Source organism: Dyella halodurans (genome assembly GCF_026283925.1).
GTDB classification, from domain to species: domain Bacteria; phylum Pseudomonadota; class Gammaproteobacteria; order Xanthomonadales; family Rhodanobacteraceae; genus Dyella; species Dyella halodurans.
This window is the reverse complement of the sequence record NZ_JAPDPF010000006.1, coordinates 165,747-192,172: the sequence shown is the minus strand read 5'-3', so window position 1 is coordinate 192,172 and position 26,426 is coordinate 165,747. Positions and strand designations below refer to the sequence as shown.

The 26,426-nt window shown below is 65.6% G+C and carries 23 protein-coding genes; 7 read left to right on the top strand and 16 right to left on the bottom strand.

Going from position 1 to position 26,426, the window contains the following annotated elements:
- Positions 1–97 precede the first annotated feature (97 nt).
- The 3 genes from plsB to OUZ49_RS13465 all read right to left on the bottom strand — a co-directional run bounded on the left by plsB (position 98) and on the right by OUZ49_RS13465 (position 5,012).
- Positions 98–2,770 carry a glycerol-3-phosphate 1-O-acyltransferase PlsB gene (gene plsB / locus OUZ49_RS13475; RefSeq protein ID WP_380003838.1) on the bottom strand — a complete coding sequence of 891 codons (2,673 nt, stop codon included), beginning with the start codon at positions 2,768–2,770 and terminating at the stop codon, positions 98–100.
- Positions 2,771–2,813: 43 nt separating this feature from the next.
- Positions 2,814–3,830 (bottom strand): hypothetical protein, encoded by a 1,017-nt coding sequence (locus tag OUZ49_RS13470; protein WP_266150981.1) that lies wholly within the window; start codon positions 3,828–3,830, stop codon positions 2,814–2,816.
- Positions 3,831–4,124: 294 nt separating this feature from the next.
- On the bottom strand, positions 4,125–5,012 hold the full coding sequence (locus tag OUZ49_RS13465; protein ID WP_266150980.1) for a 5'-nucleotidase, lipoprotein e(P4) family: 888 nt from the start codon (positions 5,010–5,012) through the stop codon (positions 4,125–4,127).
- 181 nt (positions 5,013–5,193) lie between these two features.
- Between OUZ49_RS13465 and OUZ49_RS13460 the strand changes: the two genes are divergently transcribed.
- Entirely contained in the window at positions 5,194–6,225 is a 1,032-nt protein-coding gene (locus tag OUZ49_RS13460; RefSeq protein WP_266150979.1) for an AI-2E family transporter, read from the top strand.
- A 21-nt stretch (positions 6,226–6,246) separates the two neighbouring features.
- Here OUZ49_RS13460 and bluB read toward each other — a convergent pair whose 3' ends face one another.
- Together bluB and OUZ49_RS13450 are read right to left on the bottom strand one after the other, a co-directional pair.
- Positions 6,247–6,960 (bottom strand): 5,6-dimethylbenzimidazole synthase, encoded by a 714-nt coding sequence (gene bluB / locus OUZ49_RS13455; RefSeq protein ID WP_266150978.1) that lies wholly within the window; start codon positions 6,958–6,960, stop codon positions 6,247–6,249.
- 9 nt (positions 6,961–6,969) lie between these two features.
- Entirely contained in the window at positions 6,970–8,952 is a 1,983-nt protein-coding gene (locus tag OUZ49_RS13450; RefSeq protein ID WP_266150977.1) for a UvrD-helicase domain-containing protein, read from the bottom strand.
- Positions 8,953–9,256: 304 nt separating this feature from the next.
- On the opposite strand from OUZ49_RS13450, the gene OUZ49_RS13445 reads away from it, so the two are divergent.
- Positions 9,257–9,889 (top strand): thymidine kinase, encoded by a 633-nt coding sequence (locus OUZ49_RS13445; RefSeq protein ID WP_266150976.1) that lies wholly within the window; start codon positions 9,257–9,259, stop codon positions 9,887–9,889.
- 29 nt (positions 9,890–9,918) lie between these two features.
- A complete protein-coding gene (locus tag OUZ49_RS13440; protein ID WP_266150975.1) occupies positions 9,919–10,683 on the top strand; it encodes a hypothetical protein in 765 nt (254 codons plus the stop codon).
- A gap of 470 nt (positions 10,684–11,153) precedes the next feature.
- On the opposite strand, the gene mutM is transcribed toward OUZ49_RS13440, so the two are convergent.
- From mutM to OUZ49_RS13410, 6 genes are read right to left on the bottom strand one after another with little or no spacing between them, the layout of a single operon-like run.
- The gene (mutM, locus tag OUZ49_RS13435) at positions 11,154–11,981 is read right to left on the bottom strand and encodes a bifunctional DNA-formamidopyrimidine glycosylase/DNA-(apurinic or apyrimidinic site) lyase (protein ID WP_266150974.1); all 828 of its coding nucleotides are present in this window, start codon (positions 11,979–11,981) and stop codon (positions 11,154–11,156) included.
- A gap of 36 nt (positions 11,982–12,017) precedes the next feature.
- Positions 12,018–13,427 carry an NADP-dependent phosphogluconate dehydrogenase gene (gene gndA, locus OUZ49_RS13430; RefSeq protein WP_266150973.1) on the bottom strand — a complete coding sequence of 470 codons (1,410 nt, stop codon included), beginning with the start codon at positions 13,425–13,427 and terminating at the stop codon, positions 12,018–12,020.
- 60 nt (positions 13,428–13,487) lie between these two features.
- Positions 13,488–13,979, bottom strand: a complete 492-nt coding sequence (locus OUZ49_RS13425) for a hypothetical protein (RefSeq protein ID WP_266150972.1) — start codon at positions 13,977–13,979, stop codon at positions 13,488–13,490.
- Positions 13,976–15,331, bottom strand: coding sequence for a GldG family protein (locus OUZ49_RS13420; protein ID WP_266150971.1), 1,356 nt, complete (start codon positions 15,329–15,331; stop codon positions 13,976–13,978). Before OUZ49_RS13420 ends, OUZ49_RS13425 begins: the two co-directional genes overlap by 4 nt.
- Positions 15,331–16,131 carry an ABC transporter permease gene (locus tag OUZ49_RS13415; protein ID WP_266150970.1) on the bottom strand — a complete coding sequence of 267 codons (801 nt, stop codon included), beginning with the start codon at positions 16,129–16,131 and terminating at the stop codon, positions 15,331–15,333. The genes OUZ49_RS13420 and OUZ49_RS13415 overlap by 1 nt, the downstream gene beginning before the upstream one ends.
- On the bottom strand, positions 16,128–16,883 hold the full coding sequence (locus OUZ49_RS13410; RefSeq protein ID WP_266150969.1) for an ABC transporter ATP-binding protein: 756 nt from the start codon (positions 16,881–16,883) through the stop codon (positions 16,128–16,130). The genes OUZ49_RS13415 and OUZ49_RS13410 overlap by 4 nt, the downstream gene beginning before the upstream one ends.
- Before the next feature lie 175 nt (positions 16,884–17,058).
- On the opposite strand from OUZ49_RS13410, the gene OUZ49_RS13405 reads away from it, so the two are divergent.
- Complete coding sequence (locus tag OUZ49_RS13405; protein ID WP_266150968.1) at positions 17,059–18,252, top strand: DesA family fatty acid desaturase; 1,194 nt, start codon at positions 17,059–17,061, stop codon at positions 18,250–18,252.
- A 254-nt stretch (positions 18,253–18,506) separates the two neighbouring features.
- Here OUZ49_RS13405 and rpmG read toward each other — a convergent pair whose 3' ends face one another.
- Both rpmG and rpmB read right to left on the bottom strand, forming a co-directional pair.
- A complete protein-coding gene (gene rpmG / locus OUZ49_RS13400; protein WP_008211962.1) occupies positions 18,507–18,674 on the bottom strand; it encodes a 50S ribosomal protein L33 in 168 nt (55 codons plus the stop codon).
- A gap of 10 nt (positions 18,675–18,684) precedes the next feature.
- A complete protein-coding gene (gene rpmB / locus OUZ49_RS13395; protein ID WP_266150965.1) occupies positions 18,685–18,921 on the bottom strand; it encodes a 50S ribosomal protein L28 in 237 nt (78 codons plus the stop codon).
- Positions 18,922–19,220: 299 nt separating this feature from the next.
- On the opposite strand from rpmB, the gene secB reads away from it, so the two are divergent.
- From secB to OUZ49_RS13380, 3 genes are all read left to right on the top strand, one after another.
- Complete coding sequence (secB, locus tag OUZ49_RS13390) at positions 19,221–19,724, top strand: protein-export chaperone SecB (protein ID WP_266150964.1); 504 nt, start codon at positions 19,221–19,223, stop codon at positions 19,722–19,724.
- Between the two features lie 17 nt (positions 19,725–19,741).
- The gene (locus tag OUZ49_RS13385) at positions 19,742–20,770 is read left to right on the top strand and encodes an NAD(P)H-dependent glycerol-3-phosphate dehydrogenase (protein WP_266150962.1); all 1,029 of its coding nucleotides are present in this window, start codon (positions 19,742–19,744) and stop codon (positions 20,768–20,770) included.
- A gap of 283 nt (positions 20,771–21,053) precedes the next feature.
- Positions 21,054–24,083, top strand: a complete 3,030-nt coding sequence (locus OUZ49_RS13380; RefSeq protein ID WP_266150960.1) for a DEAD/DEAH box helicase — start codon at positions 21,054–21,056, stop codon at positions 24,081–24,083.
- 40 nt (positions 24,084–24,123) lie between these two features.
- Here the strand turns inward: OUZ49_RS13380 and OUZ49_RS13375 are convergent, their stop codons facing one another.
- The 3 genes from OUZ49_RS13375 to glk form a co-directional block, all read right to left on the bottom strand.
- Positions 24,124–24,444, bottom strand: a complete 321-nt coding sequence (locus OUZ49_RS13375; RefSeq protein WP_266150959.1) for a hypothetical protein — start codon at positions 24,442–24,444, stop codon at positions 24,124–24,126.
- A 103-nt stretch (positions 24,445–24,547) separates the two neighbouring features.
- A complete protein-coding gene (locus tag OUZ49_RS13370; protein ID WP_266150958.1) occupies positions 24,548–25,231 on the bottom strand; it encodes an HAD family hydrolase in 684 nt (227 codons plus the stop codon).
- Positions 25,232–25,302: 71 nt separating this feature from the next.
- Positions 25,303–26,322: a glucokinase gene (gene glk / locus OUZ49_RS13365; protein WP_266150957.1), complete on the bottom strand. Its 1,020-nt coding sequence runs from the start codon at positions 26,320–26,322 to the stop codon at positions 25,303–25,305.
- Positions 26,323–26,426 lie beyond the last annotated feature (104 nt).

Below are 26,426 nucleotides of genomic sequence, written 5' to 3'. Positions count from 1 at the left end.
GAAGCTCCCCGGGATGAAGCGATCATCCTAAGCGCTGCATGACCCACGCGGAGGCGTGACTTCTGTCACCCCTCCGCGGCTTCCTGTGGCGCTGGCGTCAGTCCTTGGGCGGGGCGTCGCTGTCGGCTTCCGCCGCCACCGGCGTGACCTCGTCATGCGCATGGGCATGCTGTTCCGACACCACGTGGCGTTCGTGCAGTGCCTCGCTGGAGGCGTCCGCCGGCACCGGCCGGGCGTCGTCCTGCTTCGCGACTTCGGCCGGCGCATGCGTTTCCTTGTCGCCATCGCCGCCGGGGGTGATCTTGAGGATGGAGTGGCGCACTTCGCGGGCAAGGATCACGCGTGCATCGCGCACCATGTCTTCCATGCCGCGGTCGTAGTCGAGCTTGCCGGCCTCGTCGGTCCACACGATGCGACTCTCGCGCAGCTTGTGGATGAAGCCGCGGAACAGCGCCTTGTCGAAGAACTCCGGCGCCGACAACTCATTGAGCAGGCTGAGGCGCTGGGCGGTGAGTGCGCAGGCGTTTTCCAGCTCGGCGGCGGTGAGGGTGTGCGGGCCGTTCTTCACCAGGGCGGCGATGGTGATGTAATAACGCTCGAACGCCTGGATCAGGCTGCGCGCAATGATCTTGAGCTGGTAGGCCGCGTCGTCCTGGCCCGGGCCGCGCTCCAGTACGCGGCCGTCGCCGGTGGCCTCGAGCAGGCCGCGGCGCACGAAGAAGTCGATGGTCGCCTGCAGCTGGGTGCAGAAGCCGTCGGCATCCCATGGCAGGAACAGCTCGCCCTGGATGAACGGGTAAATGATGCGACCCAGGCGCAGCACCGAGCCGCGCGACATACGGCGGTTGTTGAGGAAACAGCACGCCACCCAGGCCGCCGTGGCGGTGAGGTGCAGCACGTTGTTGCGGAAGTAGCTGAGCAGCACCGCCTGCTCGCCCTCCGTCATCAGCACGTCGCCGAGCGGATGGCGCACGCGACGGATCCAGCCCATCTGCTCGCCATAGGCGATGATGCCCGGCGGGTCCATCGACGTCAGCGTGACGCGATCCGAATACGGCAGTTCTTCCAGCAGCGACTTCATCAATTCCAGCTGCGCCAGCAGGTCGTTTTCCGCCATCGCGTGCTTGGGCGTGGCCAGGATCGCCAGCGCCAGCAGGTTGATCGGGTTGACGTCGGCAGCGCGGTTGATATTGATCTGGATGCGGTCGGCGAGTTCGTCCACCACGCGGCCCAGCCACTCGGGCTTGTGATCCGGATTGGCGGTGGCGACGCGCCAGTTCGCGCTGGCCGCATCGAGCAGGGGATTCAGCTCGATCGGCTCGCCGAAGTTCAGCGCCACGTGGCCATAACGCTGGCGCAGCACTTTGAGGCCGCGCAGCAGGCCGAGCAGCGATTCCTTCTCCTTCGGCTTGCCGGAGAGTTCGCCGATGTAGCTCTTGCCTTCCATCAGCTTCTCGTAGCCGATGTACACGGGCTGGAACAGCACTGGGCGGCGCGGTGCGCGCAGGAACGCGCGCACGGTCATCGCCAGCATGCCGGCGCGCGGCGCGAGCAGGCGTCCGGTGCGCGAGCGACCACCCTCGATGAAGTACTCCATCGGCACGCCGCGGTCGATCAGCTGCGCCACGTATTCGTTGAACACCACCGAGTACAGCGCATTGCCCTTGAAGCTGCGGCGCAGGAAGAACGCGCCGCCACGACGCAGGATCGGGCCGATCACCGGCAGGTTGAGGTTCACGCCGGCCGCAATATGCGGCACCACCACGCCGGAGACATGCAGCTGATAGGACATCAGCAGGTAGTCGGTGTGGCTGCGGTGGCAGGGCACGTACACCACTTCATGGCCCGGCGCCGCGGCGCGCGCCTTCTCGAAGTGGTGCATGGCGATGCCGTCGTACAGCTTGTTCCAGAAATTGGAGAGCAGGAACGACGCCGAGCGCACCACCGGGTGGGAGTAGTCGGCGGAGATCTCCATCACCATGTCGTGCGCCTTGCGCCAGGCCTTGGCCGGACTGATGTGTTCCTTGGCGGCGGTGGCGGCAATAGCTTCGCGGACGGGTTCGGCATTGAGCACCGCATCGACCACGGTGCGCCGGTGCGACAGGTCGGGACCAATCACCGCCGCGCGGATGCGGCGGAAGTGCGTGCGCAATACGCGGGCGATCTTGCGCGCGAAACGCTCCGGGCGAATGTCGCCGGCTTCGTTCATCACGCTGCGCAGCGACACCGGGGTGGAGAAGTGCACCACCGTGTCGCGGCCGTTGAGCAGGACGGCGAGCAGGCGGCGGAAGCGGCCCACCACCACCCAGTTCTCCGAGAACAGCACGCTGAACCAGCCCGATTCGCGGGTGGGGGCGCGGCCGACATAGATGGAGACGGGAACGATCTGGATATCGCGGTCCGGCTCGACTTCCAGCGAGCGCACCAGTTGGCCCAGCGGCTCGTTCGGCGAACGCTTGCGGTTGCGGCCGAACAGCCAGCCATCGCGGCGTGCCAGGGCGAAGACCGAGCGCTTGCGACGGGTGCCGGAAAGCGGCTGCATCGGGCTGGGCAAGCCGGCCTCGCGGCAGGCGCGCTCGAGGATCAGGCCGTCGGAAAAGCCATCGCGCTCGATCACATAGCAAACGGGCGCGCCGGCCTGCAGCAAGGCAGCCGGTTCGGCGGGATCGCGGCGGATGCGCACCCAGGGTTCGAGTAGTTGCCCGGCCAGGTTGAACCACCAGGGCGCGCGGCTACGGGCGGGAGTGTCCGTGGTCGACATATTCTGCATCCCCCGATTGTAACTGGTGCGTTGGCGAAACCGCCTCGATCGCTTAGTGCTTGCTGTTTGCCGCGTTGCTGGCCGGCGGCTTGGCCGAAGTCTGCATGGGGGTCGGCGCGCTGGCCGGGGTGGCTGGCGCTGCCGGAGCTGCCGCCGTGCTGGCCGGCGCAGGCGGCGCCACCAGCCGGTCGTGCGCATCGCGAACATTTTGCAGCATGTCTTCGCTGTACCAGCGACCCTCCTGCTCGATCAGGCTCGATTCGGTGGATAGCGGCTTGCCGAGCAGGGTGTAGTCGATGCGCACGCGCGCATGGCCGTTGCGGTTTTCCAGTGTGGTGACCCGGACCGAATCCAGCGTGTCGTCGATCGACAGGCCATAGATGCTCAGCAGCTGTTTGATGCCGAGAAAGCCGATGCTGTACTTCTGCATCGCCGTGTCGAAATCCATCGCCCGCAGTGCCTCGGGCGTCTTCAGGTCGAGCTGGCGCGCCGTACTCACCACCACGGCAATCGCCTGCTTGGCCTTGCCCTGGTCAAACCACGGAACCTGCTGCGCCCACGGCGCCAGCACGTTGATGACTTCGGTGGCCTGCTGCTTCTGCAGGCTGGTCAGTTCCTTGCTCTGGGCCACGCCAGTGGCGACGATGGCCTGGCCGATGCCGATCATCACCGGCAGCTGGTCGTGATACTGCGCCTCCAGCTGGCTCAGCTTGGGCCGGGCCAGCGCGTAGAGCTTGATCTCCGCATCCGGAGCCGTCAGCTGCTGCACGTTCTTGATGAAGTCGGCGCGGTCCTCGGCGCTGATCGGTTGTGCGTCGGGCCGTGGACGCACCCAGTCCGCACGCAGCGTGGCGAAGTCGGCTGGCGGCAGCGAATGTTTCCAGAAGTCGGCGAAGTCCCCAGCCTTGATCAGCGCCAGCGACTGCTGCACGGAAGCCTCGGGCGTTTCGCCGCCCGCGGTCACGACCACCGGGGCAGGCTTGTGCGAGGTCATGAACAGGGCAGCCGCCGAGGCGAGCAGGAGCAGGGCGCCGAGGGCGGCGGCGAAGTAAACGGATGAACGACGCATGGAGTCTCGCGATGGTAGCGCCCGGTGGACCAGCGTACGGGGCGGTCGGCCGAGCGTAAGGGTGTCAGCTCCGCGTGAACAAGAGCCAGCTGGCGGTGTGGTGACGGGCGCCAAAAAAAGAAAACCCCGCGGGCGTTGGGCCTCACGGGGTAATCCGGCAGAGCCGGAAGGGAAATGGCCTTGCCTGCGGAGTTTTCAAGGTCAGCAGGTGTCAGCGGGGAAGATCTTACTTCCCCGTGAAAGTTAAAGCAATACTTTAAGTGTCACTGCGTAACTTACTGTTATTGTTATTTATTAATCGAAGCGCAGTGACTGAATTTTCTGGCGGCGTCGCTCGTCGCGTGGCGCGCTCCAGTCATTATTAAACAAAGCCGGCTCCCACGCGCCATAGGTCGGATTGGGCAGCACGAACCAGCGCGTGCCGATCCAGCCCATATATGGCGTCATGGCCTTCTGGCGGCCGTCGGCATTATTGGCCAATACGGTAACAAAATCGGCGATCTGGTCGCCAAATTGCATCAAGACGCGATATTTGCGGCTGACCAGCTGGCGCCGGCAGCTTTTCTCGCTGCCAACTTGCTCGCAGTCCTCCACAAAGGTGCCCAGGCCGAGGAAGGCCTCAGGGCCGGAGACGGGCAAGCCGGCCTTGCGCAGGTTGGACAAGGTGGCCTGGTCCAGATCCTTGGCACGGTTGGAAATGTAGATCACCGCAATGCCGTGGCTGGCCGCGAACTGCGTGAACTCGACCACGCCAGGCAGGGCGCGGGCGCGCTCTTCCTTGCACCAGGCGGCCCAGTCGGCCTCGTTGAATTCGCCACCGCTCTTGATCAGGCGCGCCTGGTAGGGCGAGTTGTCCAACACGGTCTCGTCGATATCCAGGACCACGGCGGGCGTGAGGCCCTTGGCTGGGGCGACGCGGTCGTCCTTGGGCAGGGCGTCCCATTGCTTGTCGTTCAGCGCGGGCAGCAGCCGTGCTTCGGCATCGCGATAGGTCTGCAGGTAGATCAGGTCGTGCTCGATCGCGGTCTGGCTCCAGGCGACGGCATTGAGATTGTCGTCGGCGGGCGTGGTGGGCGCGGCAGCGGGGGCTGTGATGGGGTGGGACGGTGCCTTGGTGGGGGCGGCAGAACAAGCGGCGAGCAGGGCCAGGGCGGCCAGGGCCGTCGGCAGACGAACAGACATGCAGGATTCCCGTGGAGACTTGAGCGAGCAGGATCGAACAAGTTTACGACAGGGCGGTGTCTGCCTCAGGGCACATCACCCCGTGGAAGGTGGCGGAAAGTCACACCGAGTCGCACGGGGCTGGCGGCTACCCCGTGCTGCTGACAGACTCGGCGGACCCTCGCCGCGCGTTTGAAACTGCATGGAACCAGTCCCGACCGTCCAACGTTCGCCATCACTTGCGGTGCGGGTGTCCAGTTATGTGTTGGCCGGCATGGCCTTGCTGCTGGTGCTGGGGCTGCACCTGCTGCCTGCGTTGTTTGCGGGACTGCTTGTCTACGAGTTGGTGCAATCGACGGCGCCGCTGCTGGGCAAGCGTGTACCCAGCGACCGTGCGCGCGTGCTGGTGGTCGCCTTGCTGGGCACCATCGTGGTGGGCTTGCTGGTGCTGTTGATCCTGAGCGCGGTGAGTTTCCTGCGCAATGAAATCGGCAATCCCGAAGTGCTGTGGCAGCAGCAGCTGATGCCGCTGGTGGAAAAGGCGCGCCAGCAACTGCCCGCCTCCGTGGTGGGCTGGCTGCCCGACAGCGTGGACGATCTACGCGTGATGGCGATGGAGCTGACGCGCAAGCATTCGGTGAGCCTGCAAACCATCGGCAAGCAGGCCGCGCGGGTGTTCGTGCACATCCTGATCGGCATGGTGCTGGGCGCCGTGGTGGCGCTGAGCCGGGCGCGTCCGGCGCATCAGGTCGGTCCCTTGGCGGCGACCCTGGGCCTGCGCTGCCAGCGTCTGGCCGAAGCGTTTCACAACATCGTGTTCGCGCAGATCAAGATCTCGTTGCTCAATACCGTCTTCACCGCGATCTTCCTGCTCGGCGTGCTGCCGCTGCTGGACATCCATGTGCCGCTGGCCAAGACCCTCGTCATCGTCACCTTCATCGTTGGCTTGCTGCCGGTGATCGGCAACCTGATTTCGAACACCGCCATCACCATTGCCGGCCTGTCGCTGTCCCTCGGCGTGGGCATCGCCGCACTCGGTTTCCTGGTGCTGATCCACAAGCTCGAGTACTTCCTCAACGCGCGCATCGTCGGCGGCCAGATACGCGCGCGTGCATGGGAGCTGTTGGTCGCCATGTTGATCATGGAGGCCGCGTTCGGCTTGCCGGGCCTGATCGCCGGGCCGATCTACTACGCCTACCTCAAGAGTGAGCTGGAAGCGGAGCGGATGATCTGAGTGCGGTTGGCGCGTGGGGCGTCAGCGTGGCGTGTCGGTAGTGGAGTCGCGCAAGGCGAGCAGCAGGGCTTCGTCCCGTAATGGCTCGGCCCATTGGTTCCCGTGCAGCAAGCTATCCAACGGCAGTCGCGCGCGCCATCCAGCAGTTTCCAGCTCGGGGCGTGCGAGGAACTCGCTGACATAGCCCAGGCAGAGATAGGCCAGCGGCACCACGTGCGTCGGCAACGCCAGCACGCCGGCCAGCTCCACCGGATCCACGATGCTGACCCAACCCACGCCGATGCCTTCGGCGCGCGCGGCCAGCCAGAGATTCTGCACGGCCAGGCAGGTGCTGAACAGGTCGGCGTCCAGCATGGTGTTGCGGCCCAGCACGTGCGGACCGCCGCGCGTGCGGTCGCAGGTGATGCACAGGTTGATCGGGCTCTCGACGATGCCTTCGAGTTTGAGCCGGCGGTACAGCGCAGCGCGATCGCCAGCGTAGTTTTCGGCGGCGTCGGCATTGGCGCGATCGTACAGCGACTTCACCGCCTGCTTGGTCTGCAGCCGGTCGATCACGATGAAATCCCAAGGCTGCATGAAGCCGACCGAGGGGGCGTGATGCGCGGCGCGCAACAGGCGAGCAAGCACGTCGGGCGCAATGGGATCGGGCAGGAACTGCGAGCGCACGTCGCGTCGCTCGTGGATGGCGCGATAAAGTCCCTCACGCTGCGCGTCAGTGAACGCGTGCTCACTCATGGCCGGTGATTACCCACCCGCCAGCATCGCGGCGATCTTCGCCATATGCGATTCGGCGGTTTCGCGCACCACTTCCTTGTCCGCTTCCAGGTCCTTGCCTTGCCAGTGCAGGTCATCCTGCGGCAACTCATGCAGGAAGCGGCTCGGTTGGTTGCTGTGTATTTCGCCGTAGCGCTTGGTCTTTGACGACCACGACAGCGTCAGCATTTCCTTGGCGCGGGTGATGCCTACGTACATCAGGCGTCGCTCTTCGTCGATGCGGCCCTCGTCGATCGCGCCGTCGTGGGGCAGGGTGCCTTCCTCGCAGCCGACGATGAAGACGAAGCGGAATTCCAGGCCCTTGGCGGCGTGCAGCGTCATCATGCGCACGGCATTGCCGGGCTCATCGCGGTCGGCGTGGCTGAGCAGGGCGAGCTGTGCAGCGAGATCGCCGGCGCTGTTGTTGCCGCGCTGCATGGCGCGAAACCAGTCCGCCAGTTCGCGCAGGTTGCCCAGACGGCGCTCACGCAAGGTCGCGTCCGTCGTGGTGGCGGCAATCTGCTCGGCGTAACCGGTGCGCTTGAGTACGGTCTCCACCAGGTCGGCGGCGCTTTCGTGCAGCGAGGCGCTGCGCAATTCGTCCATCAGCGTGGTGAAGGAAGCCAGTGCGGCGGCCGGTCGCGGCGTCAGCTGGCGCAGCACGGCGTCGCTGCGTGCTGCTTCGAGCAAGGGTGCATGCCGCGTCTGCGCGATCTGGCCCAGTTTCTCCAGCGTGGTCGAGCCGATCTCGCGCTTGGGTACGTTCACCACGCGCAGGAACGCCGCGTCGTCGCTGGGATTGGTCAGCAGGCGCAGATAGCAGAGCAGGTCTTTCACTTCGGCGCGATCGAGAAAGCTCAGCGCGCCGGTGAGGTGGTAAGGCACGCGGGCCAGTCGCAGCGCCTTTTCCAGCGGCCGCGCCTGAAAGTTGCCGCGATACAGGATGGCGATGTCGTGCCAGCGCGCCTTGTGCTTCTCGGCCAGGGTGGCGGCGATGGCGGCGACTTTCTCGGCTTCGTTCTCGTTGTCCTTGCATTCCAGCACGCGGATCTGCGTGCCTTCCGGGTGCTCGCTCCACAGTTTCTTTTCGTGCAAATGCGGATTGTTGGCGATCAGCTTGTTGGCGGCGCGCAGGATGCGCTTGCCGCAGCGATAGTTCTGCTCCAGCTTGATCACGCGCAGCGTCGGCCAGTCGCGGCCGAGCTGGTCGATATTCTCAGGGTTGGCGCCACGCCAGGCGTAGATCGACTGATCGTCGTCGCCCACGCAAGTGATGCCGCCGCGGTCGCCAGTCAAGGCCTTGAGCAGCCGGTACTGGGCGTCGTTGGTGTCCTGGTATTCGTCCACCAGTAGATAGCGCAGGCGCTCGCGCCAGGCATTGCGGCATTCCGTGTCGCTTTCCAGGATGCGCAGTGGCAGGCGGATCAGGTCGTCGAAATCCACCGCATTGAATGCGGCAAGCCGCTGCTGATACATGTCGTAGATGGTGGCCGCATCCAGTTCGCGCGGACTCCGCGCCGCGGCCAGGGCTTCTTCCGGCGACAGCCCGCCGTTCTTGGCGCGGCTGACCAGGTTGCGGATGCCGAACAGCACGTCCGGCTTCACGCCCTTGGGCGACAGCTCCTTGATGATGCCTTCGCTATCGTCGGCGTCCAGCACCGAAAAGCCGCGGCGCAGGCCGGCGCGCTCGTGTTCGATCTGCAGGAATTTCAGGCCCAGAGCGTGGAAGGTACACACGGTGAGCGCCGCGGCGTCCTCCGTGGTGATCAGCTTGGCCACGCGCTCGCGCATTTCCTTCGCCGCCTTGTTGGTAAAGGTGATGGCGGCGATCTTCGACGGCGACAGTTTTTTACGGGTGATCAGATACGCGATCTTCTGCGTGATCACGCTGGTCTTGCCTGAGCCCGCGCCGGCCAATACCAGCAGCGGGCCGTCGCAGTGTTCGACGGCGGCCAATTGTTGGGGATTGAGCATGGTCAGCGCGGTATGTGGAGCGGCGCACGATGGTAGCAGAGGCGGCCCGGATCGTTCGGTCGCGCCGGCGCAGAGGCCACTTGGCTACGGATTCCATGGCGCCTGCGGGTGTGCTAAGGCCCGGAGCGGCCATGCACGGTCTGCCGGCAGGGCGTCGGGCGGTCGGCTCCCGCAGGCTCGGCTTTCGGTTACCTTGCTGAGGCTCGTCAAGGGTTGGCCAAATCGCTCGAAAGGGCCGGCCCTGGGATAGGGAGTGAGACGGACCTCAACCGGGTAACATCAGCGCCCCGCGACAGGAACGACCATGGCAAAGCTCTATTTCTATTACTCGGCAATGAACGCTGGCAAGACCACGACATTGCTGCAGAGCGCCTACAACTATCACGAGCGCGGCATGCGCACGCTCATCCTCACGCCCGCCTTCGACAATCGCTTCGGCGATGGCGTGGTCGCGTCGCGCATCGGCCTGAAGGCAAACGCGCGCCGCTTCGGCGCCAACGAAGATCTGCTCGCCGTGGTGCAGGCCGATATCGCTGCGCGTGGGCCGCTGCACTGCGTGTTCGTCGACGAGGCGCAGTTCCTCAGCAAGGCCCAGGTCTGGCAGCTCAGTGACGTGGTCGATCGTTTGGACATACCGGTGCTGGCCTTCGGCCTGCGCACCGACTTTCGGGGCGAGCTGTTCGAGGGCAGTCGCTACCTGTTGGCCTGGGCCGACAAGCTCGAAGAGATCAAGACCATTTGCCACACCGGCCGCAAGGCCACCATGGTGGTGCGCGTCGATGAACAGGGCCGCGCCGTGACCGAGGGTCCGCAGGTTGAGATCGGCGGCAACGACCGCTATGTCTCGGTGAGCCGCGCCGAGTTCAAGAACATCACCGAAGGACACGGTCGGATCGAACTGCAGCAGCCCATGCTACCGCTGGGCGAAGGGCACTGAGCCCAACGCGACCACTCAAAGGAACAGGTATGCCCAAGATCACCATCCCCGCCTGGCAACGCCCGCATTGGCAGCCGAGCAGTGAGGAGGCCCTGCTGCAGTTCTACGTATTCGGCAAGTTCGAGCCCGTGCGCGCGCCGACCCTGGACTACGGCAGCGAAGGCTTGCCCGAGGGCATGGAACTGACCAGCCATCACCACAACGCGCTGCGCCAGTGGGAGGGCTATCCGCTGAAGGGCGGCATGGGCCGGATGTTCAAGGACGATGCACCGGAAGCGTACAAGCTGGCCCTGGATTCACCCGAGGTGCTGGTCGTGCGCGGCCGTCTCCCCGACAGCCCGGACACCGGCTACCTGCGCGATACGCTGGGTGTGCTGGCGGCGCTGCTGGACGTCGGCGGCAAGGCCATCCTTGATCCGCAAACCCTGAGCCTCTGGGACGCCGATGGCTGGCGCCGGCAATTCCTGGTGCGCGATGGCGCGCCGATCCGCAACCACCTGCTGATCCTGCGCGACGCCGAAGAACAGCCCGGACGCTACTGGGTGCATACCCGCGGCATGCGCAAGTTTGGACGCCCGGACATCAGCGTGCGCAACGTGCCGGAAGCCGACAGCGATCGCGCCGGCCTGCTGTGCGAACGCCTGGTGGAACTGGAAGCGCTGGGTGCGCACTTCGCCGACGGCCAGAAACTCGAAGCCGAAGGCCTGGTCGGCGACCTGGTCGCGCAGCTTGGCGGTGGCATGGAACATCCGGATTTCAACAACACCTACGTAGAATTCCGCTGGCCGGACTGAACGCGCAGCCCCTGACTCCTTCTCCCCTCCGGGGAGAAGGCCGGGATGAGGGGCGGGTGCTCGCGACAGAACTACAACCGAGCCATGTCTCCAGCTTGGTAAGGGCATGACGGCAAGCCCACGCCTTAAGCCCTCTCCGCCTCGGCGCGTTGCGGTGTAGCCGCTATGCAGCGGCCGTGGGCCGCAAGCTATCTGGCTGGCCACACCCGTCAGGCTCGCATCCAACGCAATGCTATGAGTTCTTCAGGCCACTACTTTGGGTTACTTTTCTTTTGGGCCAGCAAAAGAAAAGTGACTCGGCTACCGGCAGACAGTCGAAACGCCCGCTGCGTAGGCGGCGAGCTGGCGTAATCGTTCGGTCATTGCGTCATCGCGAGCACCCGCCCCTCATCCCAACCTTCTCCCCGATGGGGAGAAGGAGTGAGAGCTCGCGCTTTCGAATGCTTCGCGCTCAATAGGGCGAACTAGAGCTAGCGCTGACAGCGCGGACACCAAAACGTCGAGCGCTGCCCCAGCACCACCTGCCGAATCGCCGTGCCACACACCCGACACGGCTCACCCTCCCGCCCATAAACCTGCAACTCGCGGAAGAAATAACCCGGCGCACCATCCGGATTGATGAAGTCGCGCAAGGTCGTGCCGCCGCGCTCGATCGCCCAGGCGAGGATGCGTTTCACCTCCGCCGCCAGCCGCGCGTAACGCGCGCGCGACACGCTGCCTGCTGGCTTGCGCGGATCAATGCCTGCCGCAAACAAGGCCTCGCTGGCGTAGATGTTGCCTACGCCCACCACGATGGCGTTATCCATCAGAAACAATTTCACCGCGGCCTTGCGCCCGCGTGACAGCTGCCACAGGAGGTCGCCGTCGAAATCGTCGGTCAGTGGTTCGGGGCCGAGCGAGGCGAGCAGCTCGTGCGTTTCGCCGGGTGCTTGCCACAGCACGCAACCGAAGCGACGGGCGTCGGTGAAGCGCAGAATGCGTGGTCCTTCGGTGGCGGTGGGTTCCAGCGCGATATCGACATGATCATGCTTGCCGACCAGCGCGTCGGGAGGCAGCACGCGCAGTACGCCGGTCATGCCCAGATGCACTAGCACACTGCCGGCCTGCGTGTGCAACAGCAGGTATTTCGCGCGCCGTTCGACGGATTCGATGCGCTGGCCCGGCAGCAGCTCGCTGATCTGCGCTGGAATGGGCCAGCGCAGATCGGGGCGACGCAGGGTGACTCCGGTCACGCGTCGCCCGACGACGTGCGGCTCGATGCCTCGGCGGGTGGTTTCTACTTCGGGCAATTCAGGCACGTGGTTACTCGAGGCGTGTCATGTGTAGGAGCGCGCTTAGCTCCAGTCGGCGTGGAAGCTGCCGGGCTTGTCGATGCGCTCGAACGTATGCGCGCCGAAATAGTCGCGCTGCGCCTGCAGCAGGTTGGCCGGCAGATGTTCGGCGCGATAGCTGTCGTAGTAGGCGATGGCCGAGGCGAAGCACGGCACGGCTACGCCGGCACGCACGGCCGTGGCCACGACGTCGCGCAAGGCATCCTGATACTGCGCCGCGATATCGCGGAAATACGGATCGAGCAGCAGGTTCTTCAGTTGCTCGTCGCGTGCATAGGCATCGGTGATCTTCTGCAGGAAGCGGGCGCGGATGATGCAGCCGGCGCGGAAGATGCGCGCAATGGTGCCGTAGGGCAGCTGCCACTGGTATTCCTCGGAGGCGGCGCGCAGCTGGGCAAAGCCCTGGGCATAAGACACGATCTTGCTGAAGTACAGCGCACGCCGCACGGCTTCGATAAAGGCGGTACGGTCGCCGGTGAACGTGGAAGCCTTCGGGCCAGGCAGCACCTGGCTGGCAGCCACGCGCTCGTCCTTCAGCGAGGACAGCAGGCGTGCGAAGACCGACTCGGTGATCAGCTGCAGCGGTACGCCCAGATCGAGCGCGCTCTGGCTGGTCCACTTGCCGGTGCCTTTCTGCGCGGCGCGATCGAGGATCATGTCGACCAGTGCGTTGCCGCTGTCGCTGTCCTTCTTGGTGAAGATGTCCGCCGTGATGGCGATCAGGTAGCTGTCCAGCTCGCCCTTGTTCCAGTCGCCATAAACCGCAGCGAGTTCGTCATTGGAAAGCCCGAGCACGTTGCGCAGCACCGCGTAGCTTTCGGAGATCAACTGCATGTCGCCGTATTCGATGCCGTTGTGCACCATCTTCACGTAATGGCCGGCACCATTCGGGCCCATATACGCGACGCAGGGTTCGCCATCCGGCGCGCGCGCCGCGATCTCGGTGAGGATCGGCGCGACCAGATCGTAAGCATCGCGCGGGCCGCCCGGCATGATCGACGGACCGTGCAGTGCGCCTTCCTCGCCACCCGAAACGCCCGTGCCGATGAAATGCAGGCCCGCCGCACCGAGCTCGCGTTCACGACGGATGGTGTCCTGGAAAAACGTGTTGCCGCCATCGATCACTATGTCGCCCTTGTCCAACAGGGGCTTGAGCTCGGCCAGCGTGGCGTCGGTGGGCTCGCCGGCCTTCACCATCAGCAGGATGCGTCGCGGCTTTTCCAGTGAATCGACGAATTCGCGCAACGTGTAGGTCGGCACGAGTCGCTTGCCGGGATTCTCGGCGATGACCTGATCCGTGCGTTCCCGGTGACGGTTAAAGATAGACACGGCGTGGCCGCGGCTCTCGATATTCAAAGCCAGGTTGCTGCCCATCACGGCCATACCGACCACGCCGATTGCCTGCTGACTCATGTCATTGCTCCTGCAAGAAGTCCACCTGATATGGGGAGACCCGTTCGCGGTGCAAGGTGCTCAGGGTGCCTTGGTCGCGTGGGGAGTGACGGGCCGGGGCATGTAGCGCACGGAAATCAGCGCCACGCGCTCACCCACGCGCACATAGCGCTGCGGGCCGGTAACCGAGGTTTCGCCGAATTCCAGCCGCTGACCGTCCAGGGTCAATACCGCCAGCGGCGGGGACAAACCAATCTTGGCGGGAACGAAGTCGCTGGCCGGGCGCCAGCTGAGTACGACGGCCGCGGCCGTATCGACCATCTCGCCAAGACGCCCGTCATCGGCACGCGCCGGCGTGCCGTCGGTGCGCCACCAATGGCCATCACGTCGCGCGTAATGCTCGGCAGGACCCTGGCCCAGGCTCAGCTCCACCTGCGACACGGCAGCGGGCGCGATACCCAGCAAGGTGCCTGGATCTTTGGCGCGATCGCTCTGCCATTGCCAGCCAGCCGCCGCGAGCAGCGCCGCCGCGCCGCCGATCATCCACAAGCACTGGCGCACGGCCCGCTTCATGCGCGATGCCGGCGCCAGGTGATCCAGCCGCCGATGCCGAGCAGCAGCAGCGGCAACAGGACCAGGAAGCCCAGGGTCACGCCGCTCAACTGTGCCTGCGAGATCTGCAGCACGCGGTCCGGCGCGCCACGCGGCGGCAGGTTGACCAGGGCATCGTCGCCGAGCACCCAGTCGAACACGCGTTCACCCAAGGCACGATTGCCACCGTTGCCGAGGAAGGTGTTGGAGAGGAAGTCGCCGTCGCCGATCAGCACCACGCGCTGCTCTTTCTTGTCCGGGCTGGGCGAAAGCCGGGTCATCGCGAAGGCAAAGTCCAGCGGGCCCTTCAGCTCGCCGAGGCTGGCGTCGTACTGGACCGTGGAGCTTTGCGCATTGTCGATCGGCTTGAACTCGGTCCAGCTTTGCGCGCTGGAGCGCAGGAACGGCATCACGGTCCAGTCGCTGCGTGCCGTCACCGCCAGGGCGGAAACCTGCGGGAACAAGGTGGTCAGCATGAGGCCGCGCGTGATCGGGTTCACCGGGTAGCTGCCCAGCGCGATCATGCGCGGATCTTTCAGCCCCAGCGTCGCACCCTGGCCATCGACGATGACGCCAGGCAGCACGCGCACGCTCAGCGCATCGGCCAGCGGCTGCAGGTGCAGGTCATCGTTGGTGGGTTCGGTCAGCCACAGCAGGTTACCGCCATTGCTGACGTAGTCGGTCAGCGCCTTGACGGCGGCGTCCGGCAACGCCAGCTCCGGGCTCGCCAGTACCACCAGGTCGGTGTGCTGCGGCACCGCGGTCACCTGCGAGAAGTTCAGCGGCACCGCGCGCATGCCGCGGCCTTCCAGCTGCGCCATGAAGGTGCCGAGGTCCGCATTGCCCTTGCCATCGGCGCGGCGCTCGCCGTCGCCGGACACGAAGGCCACGACACGCTCGCCACCACGTGCCAGGCGTTCCAGTCCATTCGTCATGCTGCGTTCGGACAATTCGTCCAGCCGCTGCTCACGACCCTGGTAATGAATGATCAGGGCGCCATCGACAGTGATGCCCAGCTCGCGCATCGCGGCCGGGTCCTGTTGCGGATCGACGAAGCGCAGCGACAGGTCCTTCTTCAAGCGCTGGTAGCGCTGCACGAAAAGGCTGACGGTGTTGCGCAGGTCCCCTTGCGGGCTGGCGTAGCTGACGATTTCCACCGGGCCACTGAGCGTCGCCAGGACGGCGCGGGTTTCGCTGGACAGGCTGGCGCGGCCGCCGTAGGTCCAGTCCGAGGCGAACTCGTAGCGCGAGGTGAGATAACCCAGCGCGCCGGCGCCCAGCAGCAGGGCCACGGCGAACAGCCAGCTGTTCAGATGTCGGAGCAGGCGCGTCATCAGCCGCGCTCCCGCTCGGAGGCCAGGCGTTGCGTGGCGAGCGCCAGCGCGACCGCGATGACCAGCACGAACCACAAGACGTCGGCGCTGGACACCAGTCCACGCAACAGCGACTCCAGGTGATCGCTCATCGACAGCCAATTGAAAAAGCCGTTGCCGACGCCGGCCATCTGCGCACCGAGGTTCACGCCGGCCAGGGCCAGTCCGAGCGTGAGGCTCGTGGCGGCGGCCATGGCGGGAAGCGTGGTGAAGGCCGAGCAGGCCACGCCGATGGCGGCGAGCGTGGCCAGCATCAGCAGCAGGCCCAGCGATGCGGACGCCAGCTTGCCCCAGTCCAGGGTGACGCCATGCGCGAGACTCAAGGGCATCAGCAGCGCCAGCGCCAGCCACATCAGCAGCCACAGCATCAGCGCGAAGTACTTGCCCAGCACGATATGCGAGGCGGGCAGGCCGGCAGCGAACCACAGCGGCAAGGTGCCGTTGCTGCGCTCGCCGGCGAGGGTCGACATGGCCAGCAGCGGCACGATCACCAGCGCCAGCTCGGCCACGCCGAATGGCAGGATGCCGCCGGTGAGGATGCTGCTCAACATAGGTATGCCGACCAGGTCGGTATAGCCGGGACCGCCGGGTAGCGCGGCCAGCTTGATCTGGCTGGCCAGGAAGCCGCCCAGCAGCAACACGAAGCGCCAGGCCAGCAGGGCCAGGGTCAGGGCAGCGAGCACCCAGGCCAGCGGTCGCACGAACAGGCGGCGCAGTTCCAGCCGCGTGACCGCGAACACGCCCATCAAAGGCAGGCTCATGCGGCTTGCATCCGGTCGCTGTTCTCGTCGCCGCGCATGGCGATATCGAAGAAGGTCTGTTCCAGCATGCGGTGGTCGTCGTCTTTGATCGGGCCGTCGTAGCGCAACTGGCCTTCATGCAGGATGGCCACGCGATCGCAGGCGGCCGTCACTTCGGCCAGCAGATGCGTGGAAAGAATGATGGCGGTGCCGGCCGCAGCCTGTTCGCGGATCACGCCGCGCAATGCCGCCACCTGCACCGGGTCGAGCGCGTTGGCCGGTTCGTCCAGCACCAGCAGGGACGGCTCGTGCAGCAGCGCGCAGGCCAGTCCCAGCCGTTGCCGTTGCCCCTGCGACAGGACGCCGGCCAGTCGCCGGGCCAGCGAGCCCAGCTCGAGGCGCTCGATGATCTTCCGGGAGGCCTGCGCCAGGGCCGCACCGTGCAGGCCGCGCAGGCGCCCGTGGGCGTCAAGATGTTCGCTGACGGTCAGTTCTGGCCACATTGGGGCACGTTCCGGCAGCCAGCCGATGGCGCGGCGAGCCAGTTCGGGATGCTCGACAAAGTCCTTGCCGTTCAGCTGGATGCTGCCTTTATCGGGCACCAAGGCCCCGGCCACCATCGCCAACGTGGTCGACTTTCCCGCCCCGTTGACCCCCAGCAAACCCAGCACCTGTCCCGAATCCAGCTGCAGGCTGAGATCGGTGACGGCAGGTCGCCCGGCGCGGTGGCGGGTTATGTGATCCAGTTGCAGTACGGCGGTAGGCGCGGTCATTGCATGATTGTCACGGGACCCCCACATATAGACAACTGGGTGAGGGCCCTAATGCGTGGCACAGCACATTAACTTTGTCGCACGAAAGAGGTGCGACAATATTTTGCGCTGTCCATGCTGGCGGGTACGGAAACCTCTCGCATAGACTGATATTTCATATACCTGGGTGTTTCCCATGCTCGACGCAGTCCTCAATTTCTTGTCCAACGGCATCACGCATGCCGGTTGGCTCAGCATGTTGATCTACATGCTGGTCATGACCCAGCTCACCATCTTCACGGTGACGCTGTACCTGCACCGCTGCCAGACGCACCGCGGTGTGGACCTGCACCCGGTGGTATCGCATTTCTTCCGCTTCTGGGGCTGGCTCACCACGGGCATGGTCACCAAGGAGTGGGTGGCCGTGCATCGCAAGCACCACGCCAAGGTCGAGACCGAGGAAGATCCGCATAGCCCGCAGATCTACGGCATCAAGAAGGTGTTCTGGGACGGCGTCTCGCTGTACCGCGACGCCAGCGAAGTGAAGGAAGACCTCGAGAAGTACGGTCGCGGCACGCCGGACGACTGGCTCGAGCGCAACGTCTATGGCGCCCATCCGTATTGGGGCCCGGCCCTGATGCTGGTGATCAGCTTCGCCCTGTTCGGCGTGATCGGCGCCGCACTGTGGGCCGTGCAGATGATGTGGATCCCGTTCTGGGCCGCCGGTTTCGTCAACGGCATCGGCCACTGGTGGGGTTACCGCAACTTCGAAAGCGCCGACACCGCGACCAACCTGATCCCTTGGGGTTTCTGGATCGGCGGCGAAGAGCTGCACAACAACCACCACGCCTTCCCGAGCTCGGCGAAGTTCGCCCTGCGCAAGTGGGAATTCGACATCGGTTGGGCCGCCATCTGCGTCCTGCGCGCAGTGGGCCTGGCCAAGGTGCTGCGCGTGGCGCCGTCGCTGGACGTCCGCCCGAACGTGCACCTGCCGGATGCCGAGACGCTGAAGGGCGTGCTCACCCATCGCTTCCAGGCGATGACCGACTACTACCGCAACGTGATCATCCCGACCATGCGCGACGAAGCGCAGCACGCGGGCGAGAACATCAAGTCGGTGCCGCGTCGCATGCGTCGCGCCCTGGCCGACGGTGGCCGCTGGCTGGACAGCGAAGGCCGCGACCGCATGCAGGCCGTGCTGGCCAAGCGCCCGACCCTGAGCACGGTGTGCGATTTCCGCGCCCGCCTCGCCGCCCTGATGGAGCAGCGCGGTGCCGACCAGGCACTGAAGGGTCTCCAACAGTGGATCGCCGAAGCGGAGCAGAGCGGCATCCGCTCGCTGCAGGAGTTCGCTTCTCGCCTGAAGAGCTATTCGGTCGCCAACGCCTGATTGGCCTTGCTGCCGAAGTCATGAAAAGCCCGCCGCAAGGCGGGCTTTTTTTGGCTGCTGCGTTGTGGCCAAGACTCGACGGGCCAACCCCGAGCGGACTCCTTCTCCCCAAAGGGGAGAAGGAGCGAAGAAAGACGGTGGGATTGAGCAACAAAAAACCCGCCTTGCGGCGGGTTTTTGTGAAGGAGCTGGACCCCTGCTTTCGCAGGGGTGGGCAACGGTATAAGCCACGCGCTAGGCGCGTGGACCGTTACTCACTTGATCTTGCCTTCCTTGTAGATCACATGCTTGCGGACGACCGGATCGTACTTCTTGAACTCGAACTTTTCCGGCGTGTTCTTCTTGTTCTTCTGCGTGGTGTAGAAGTGGCCGGTGCCGGCCGAGGAGATCAGGCGGATCTTGTCTTGTTTGCTATTAGCCATGGCTCAATCCTCAGACCTTTTCGCCGCGAGCACGCAGGTCGGCGATCACGGCCTCGATGCCATTCTTGTCGATGGTGCGCAGTGCGTGGTTGGAAACGCGCAGCTTCACCCAGCGGTTCTCGCTCGGGACCCAGAAGCGACGCTCATGCAGGTTCGGCAACCAGCGGCGACGGGTTTTATTGTTGGCGTGCGAGACGTTGTTGCCGGTCTGCACACCCTTTCCGGTGACTTGACATACACGGGCCATGATGACCTCCGTAATCGGTGTACCGCCCATTAGCCAGGGCGACATCGGCCCAGCGGCGCTTTGCGCCACGCGATGCTGGAGGGTGTTGATTTCGGGGTCTGCCGTGAGGTCCGCATCGCGTCGCGAACGTGCCCGAGGTGTCGGGTCGGCATAGTCGAGCCGTGCATTCTCCCAGAAAAACAGGGTGCTGCGCAATATTTGCTCAGTTCGGGGTATCCGCATGGCGGCCTGCGGGGATGTATGGAACAATCCAACTCTTTGCTCAACCGCATATCGCACTTTTTTACGAGGGATTTCCCATGGCAGATTTCACCGCCAACGGCCAGGCCAATGGCCAGGCTGGCCAGCCGCAGCTGGTGTTGCAGAAGATCTATGTGAAGGACGTGTCCTACGAGGCACCCAACGCCCCGCAGATCTTCCAGGAAGTGGGTGAAACCGACGAGCAGCCGCAGGTCCAGTTGAACCTGGGTCAGAAGGCCGTCGACTTGGGCAACGACCTGTACGAGGTGGTGCTCAGCCTGACCCTGACCTGCATGCTCGGCGAGCGCACGGCCTATCTGGCCGAAGTGCAGCAGGCTGGCGTGTTCAGCATTGCCGGCTTCAACGAAATCGACCACGCCGGCATCATCAACAGCTATTGCCCGAACCTGCTGTTCCCGTACGCGCGCCAGATGCTGTCGTCGCTCGTGCTGGAAGGCGGCTTCCCGCCGTTCCTGCTGCAGCCGATCAACTTCGATGCCCTGTTCGCCGAGCAGCAGCGTCGCGTGCTCAGCGGCAGCGCCGCTCCGATGCTGAATAGCTGATTCCATAGAGCCTGCTTATGGAAGAGCGTCCGATCCTGGCCGTTCTCGGCGCCGGTTCCTGGGGCACTGCACTGGCGGCACTCGCCGCGCGCAACCAGGTGCCGACCCGGCTGTGGGGGCGTGATGCCGCCGCGTTGAAGGCGATGGCCGCAAGCCAGCGCAATCAGCGTTATCTGCCGGATGTCGAGCTGCCGGCCGAGCTGGTCTACGAGCCCGACCTCGCCGCTGCCTTGCGCGGCGCGCAGGTCGTGCTGATCGTGGTGCCGAGTCACGCCTTCGCCTCCATGCTCGAGGACATCGAGCCGTGGCTGGAGCCTGGTGCCCGCATCGCCTGGGCCACCAAGGGTTTCGAGCCGGGCACTGGCCGTTTCCTGCACGAGTTGGTGGCCGAGCGCTTCCCGGGTCGCGCCGCGGCGGTCGTGACCGGCCCGTCGTTCGCGCGCGAAGTGGCGGCCGGCATGCCCAGCGCCGTCACTGTGCATTCCGATGACGACGCCTTCGCGCACGAACTGGCCCTGCTGCTGCATGCGCCGAACTTTCGCGCCTATTCGGGCAGCGATGTGCTGGGCGCGGAGCTGGGCGGTGCGATGAAGAACGTGTTGGCGGTCGCCACCGGCGTCGCCGACGGCATGGAGTTGGGCCTCAATGCCCGCGCCGGCCTGATTACCCGCGGCATGAACGAAATGCTGCGCCTTGGCGTGGCCTTGGGCGCGCGTCCGGAAACCCTGATGGGCCTAGCGGGGCTGGGCGATCTGGTGCTCACCTGCACCGGCGATCTCTCGCGCAATCGCCGCCTGGGTCTGGCGCTAGGTCGTGGCCAAGGCATTGCAGAGGCCGTGCGTGAGATTGGCCAGGTGGTGGAAAGCGTGCTCACCGCGGACGAAGTGGTTCGCCTGGCGAGCAAGCACGAGCTCGACCTGCCCATCAGCAGCGGCGTGCGCGCCGTCCTTCACGGCGAGGTCACGCCAGCCGAGGGCCTCAAATTGCTGATGGGTCGCCAGCAGAAGCCCGAGTATCCAAAGGGCCTGTTTACGCCCTCCCCGTAGCCCGTGCCGGGTCTGTTTGTGCGTCATCCTGCGTCATCGCCCAGTCGTGTATCGACATACACTCCTTTGCTCTTCCTTTGTCTGGCGCGCAAACAGCCTCCGGCGCGGGCCACGGGGAGAGCGTAAACAGGCCCTGGGTCTGTTCGGTCCCTTTTGATGGTCCGTTTTGAGCTGTGAAGCCATGTCTCATCATCCGGCTGCAAAAACCGGACGATGAGACGCGCACACGTGCAAGTCCCTTGCTAAGCTCAATGTTTTGGTCGCCCTAGCGGACTGAAAGCGCATGCAGTCACCGGACGATAAACAGCACGGCGACCTGACTACGCCTCGTAGTGACAGTGGTGGTGAGGTCTTGCCCGGTGTCTGGCGCAAGCTGCTGGCATCGGCGGCCGCGGGCGCGCCGTATGAGCAAGGCGTGCTGGGCTTTTTCCTCGAAGTCATGCCTGAAGAAGGCCTGCCCTACGCGCATCTGGACGTCGCGCCGGTGCTGTTGTCGGTGGCCGAGCAGGGCGGTCGCTTCGTGCGCCCCGCGCCGCTGGACAGCAAGCATCTGCAACAACGGCCACTGCAGCCGCACGAGCAGCGCCTGGCCGCGACCGTGCTCGGCCTGCCGCAAAGCCTGCGCAAGAGTCGCAGCTACGCGCGCCTGTCCGGCCACGTCGGCGACGCCCTGCTGGCGGAGATTCTGGACACCTCGCCGTGCTTCCTGGGCGGCCTCGCCGGCCTGCGCGTGTCGCGCGGCAAGTCGCATCAGCTCAACTGGCAATGGCACATGGAACAGGACGGCAGCCAGCGGCTGCTGCCTTCGTTGCCGACCAATCATCGCCTGCTGCGCATCGATGGCCTGTGGTACATGGACGGCGAGCGCGCCGAGCTGGGCCATCTGGAAGCGCCGCTGGAAGAAGCCCAGTGGCTGGACCTGCCGCCGCTGAAGCACGAATACAGCCAGGTCTTGCGCGATGCCTTGCCGCGCAGCCGGCTCGCTCACCGTCTGCCGTTGCCGCAGGTGCTGGGCGAAATGCGTCGCGCGGAACTGGCACCCAAGCCGGTGCTGACCCTGCACGCGCTGACCCGTCATGCCCGCCTGGCGGCTGGCACGCCGCCGCTGGCCTATGCGCGTCTCGCCTTCGACTATGCCGGCGAACGTCTGCCCGGCCGCGGCGGCGAGCCCCTGGTACGTCGCGTGCGCAATGGTCACCTGGTTGAGATCACTCGGCGCCGCGCGGAAGAACTCTCCGCGATGGAGCAACTGGAGCGCGCCGGGCTCACGCCAGGCGTGGATACGGAAGGCCTGCCCTGGGATCTTGCCGACACGTTGCCCGAAGATGCCTGGCTTTTCCCCGGCAAAGGCTACGCGGGCGCGCTGGAAGTAAACACCCCGGCGCGCTGGCTGGCGCTGCGGCCGAAACTCGAGGCCGAAGGCTTCGTGCTCGATTACGCGCCCAGCTTCCCGTTCGAAGTGCTGGAAGGGCCGGTGCGCTGGTACGGCAATGCCGTCGAAGACACCGACGACCACGCCTTCGACCTGGAAATCGGCATCGAGCTGGAAGGCAAACGGCACAACTTGCTACCTGCCGTGGCGCAGGCCCTTGCCGAGCATCAGCTCAACCTCAGCCCCGCGCCGAACGAGCCGGAAGACGCCGTGTGGTACGCACCGGTGGACGAACGCCGCCGCGTGCCCGTGCGCCTGAAGGAACTGCGCGGGCTGCTGGCGCCACTGGCCGAGTATCTCGAACGCCCCCGCCACAAGCTGCACCTGCCACGCGTGCAGGCCGGTCGTCTGGAAGAACTGGTCGATGCCTTGCCCAGCGGCGGCGAGCTGGTCGCACCCGATGCGCTGCGTGGTTTCACCGCGCGCCTGCGCGATGCGGCGGAGCGGGCCAGTGATGCCGTGCCCGAAGGCCTCACCGTCGAGCTGCGTCCCTATCAGCGCGAAGGCCTGCGTTGGCTCAATGCGCTGGCTGAGGCTGGGGTGGGCGGCGTGCTCGCCGACGACATGGGCCTGGGCAAGACCCTGCAGCTGATCACTCATTTGTTGGCGCTGAAAGAACGTGGCGCGCTCACCCAGCCCGCGCTGGTGGTGGTGCCAACGAGCCTGATTCCGAACTGGCAGGCGGAAGTGGCGCGTTTCGCGCCGGCGCTGCGCGTGCTGGCGCTGCACGGCCCGCAGCGCGGCGGCGATTTCTCGCAGCTCGGCGGGCAGGACATCGTGCTGACCAGTTACGCCTTGCTGCCGCGCGACGTGGTCACGCTACGCAAGCAGCCGTTCGAGCTGATCGTGCTCGACGAAGCGCAGCAGGTGAAGAACCCCCGCACGCAGGCGCGCCGCGCCGTGCTGAGCCTGCGCGCGCCGCGCTGCATCTGCCTTACCGGTACGCCGCTGGAAAATCACCTGGGCGAGCTGTGGTCGCAAGTCGACCTGGCTGTGCCCGGCCTGCTTGGTGACGAGGGCGCGTTCCGCCGCCATTACCGCGTGCCGATCGAGCGCCATCGCGATACCGATTGCCAGGATCGCCTCAATCGCCGCCTCGCGCCCTTCATCCTGCGTCGGACCAAGTCGCAGGTGGCGTCCGAACTGCCGCCGAAGACCGAGATCACCCGGCGCGTGATCCTCGAAGGCCGCCAGCGCGAACTGTACGAAAGCCTGCGCCTGTCGCTGGCCGAGGAGCTGCGCGAAGTCATTGCCCAGCGTGGCATCTCGCATAGCGGCATCGTGGTGCTCGATGCCTTGCTCAAGCTGCGCCAGGTCTGTTGCGACCCGCGCCTGGTGAAGCTGGAAGCGGCGCGCGGCGTGCGCGATTCAGCGAAGTTCGAATTGCTGATGGACATGTTGCCCGCGCTGCTGGCGGAAGGCCGCAAGGTGCTGCTGTTCTCGCAGTTCACCGAAATGCTCAAGCTGATTGCCCACGAGCTGGATCGACATCGCATCCGCTATGTCACGCTCACCGGCGAAACCCGCGACCGTGCCGAGCCGGTGCGCCAGTTCCAGGAAGGCGAAGTGCCGCTGTTCCTGCTGTCTCTGAAGGCGGGCGGCGTGGGCCTGAACCTCACCGCGGCCGACACCGTGATCCACTACGACCCGTGGTGGAACCCCGCCGCGGAAGCGCAGGCTTCCGATCGCGCGCACCGCATCGGTCAGGACAAGCCGGTCTTCGTGTTCCGCCTGATCACCGGCGGCACGGTGGAAGAGCGAATCGAGGAAATGAAGGCGCGCAAGGCCGAACTGGCCGAAGCCGTGCTGGAAGGTGGCGGCACGCGCGAGAAGCTCAGCTTCGATCAGTCCGATCTGGATGCGTTGCTGGCGCCGAGTTGATCGACTGTCTTCCTCTCCCCTTTGGGGAGAGGGAGACGAGCTACGGCCTCGCTCGCAACAACGCATCCACCGCCTGCTGCCATTGCGGCGAGCCTACGGGCAATTGAGGTGCCTCCTGGCCCAGCCGGTGCTGCACCGCGTGATTCCATTCGTCCGAGCCCGGATCCGGGCCGTGACCCTCGGCGTCAGTGACATGCACGCGGCTGTCGACCCATGTGTACCACTCGGCGGAGCCAAGCACCGCGTTGTCGGGCGCATTCTGTGCGGACTTTGGTTGGGGCGGCTTCTGCTCGGGCGGCGGCGAGGTCGGCGAGCACGCGGTAAGCAGGGCGAGCGGGAGCATGGCGAGATATCGACGCATGGCGGCCTCCGGTCGGCGGACAGAGGTTGAGACTAACGGCAGTGGCCCCCGTGGCGATGAATCGCACCTGACATGCCTATGCGATGCCAGCGCGCTGCGCGGATCAACGGCGCGCGGCGACCTCGTCGATATGCTTGAGCAGATCGGCGGGATCCTCATACACGCGGAAGGCGCCGGCATCTTCCAGCTCTTCCTGACCGTAGCCGCCAGAGAGCAGGCCGACACCCAGTGCGCGTGCGCGTTTCGCCGCTAGCATGTCCCAGATGCTGTCGCCGACGACGAGGCTGTAATGGACGTCCATACCCAGACGCTGCGCTGCCGTAATGAAGAGATCTGGGTCGGGCTTGGCGTAGCGCACCTGGTCGCGCGTCACTACCGGCACCTTCGACGGGTCCACGCCGAGCGCCTCGAGATTGTGCTGCGCCGTCTGCATGCGTCCGCTGGTGGCGATGGCCCAGGGAATGCCTTCCTCGGTCAGAAAGGCGAGCAGCTCGCGCGCGCCCGGCAAGGGCCGTACCGCATCCTGCGCGGCCTGCCGGTTGTACGCCTCGGCGTGCCATTGGCGTAGCCGCGCGAGGCGCTCGTCGGTGATCCCGAGGCCGGTTTCACGCAGCAGCATGTTGGCGAACAAGCCGCCGCTCATGCCGATCTTGCGATGGATGCGCCACACCGACAGCTCGACGCCTTCGCGATCGAGTGCTTCCTTCCAGGCCAGCACGTGCTGATACACGCTGTCGACGAGCGTGCCATCGAGATCGAACAGGAAGGCCGTATCACCGCGCGGCATGGTGTTTCTCCGTCACTGACAGACGGCTAGTGTCGCCGATTCGCGGGGGATGCCCAAATGTGGAGCAGCGATTAGCGGCCCGGCACCAGCGGTTTACCGGCTTCCAGCACGGCCAGCGCGGCGGCGCCGAGCAGGCCCGGTTCCGGATGGATCATGGCCACGGTAGGCACCTGTTCCATGGTTTCGCGGAAGCGGCCCTTGGCCTCGAAGCGTTCGCGGAAAAGACCCCGCTTGATCCACGGCAATAGGATGGGCAGCACGCCACCGGTGAGGTAGACGCCGTCCCAACCACCGAGGCTGAGCACGAGATCGCCCGCGACGCTGCCGAAGATGCCGGCCAGTGTTTCCACCGTGCGCACGCATAGCGGGTCGGTGCCGGCCTCGGCGCGCGACGTGATGTCTTCGGGCGTGTATTCCTCGGCTGGCTCGCCAGCCATGTCGGCGAGGGCGAGGTAGAGATTCACCAGGCCGTTGCCGCAGATCATGCGCTCGTTGGACACGCGGCCGAAGCGGTCGTTGAGGCGGTGCAGGATCTCCACGTCCTCCGCGGTGTGCGCGGCGAAACCGGCGTGACCACCTTCGGTTTCCAGCACGATCCAGTGGCCACCGCGGCACAGCAGGCCGGCCACGCCGAGGCCGGTACCCGGGCCCATCACCACGAAGGTCTGTGGCTTGTGCTGATCCAGTTGCGGCAGTGGCTGCGGGCCGACCGACGACAGCTGATCGGCAAGCAACAGCGGCACGGCCATCGCCTGCGCGGCGAAGTCGTTCACCAGATGCACCGACTCCATGCCCAGCTCGGCCTGCAGCGCATGCGCCGCCACCTGCCACGGATTATTGGTGACCTTGACCGTCTCGCCTTCGCTGATGCGGCCCGCGGCGGCGATGATCGCGCGCTGGGCACGGTGGCCCGTGTCGTCGAAGTACTGGCGGATCGCGTCAGCCATCGAGGCATAGTCCTTGACCCGATAGCGACGAACGCTGTCTTCCATCAACGGCGTCGCCCGCCCGGTATCCGCCAGCGCCAGGCGCACATTGGTGCCGCCGAGGTCAGCAAGCAGGGTCGGGGCGGTGCGGGCTGGCGTTCTCATGGAGGGTCCTGGCGAGGGGGAACGATAAGCGTGACGCTCCGAGGCCGGTTCGTCCAGTGGTTGGGCGGATTTCGGACGGTAATTCGGGGCCTGAGGGGCTGTTG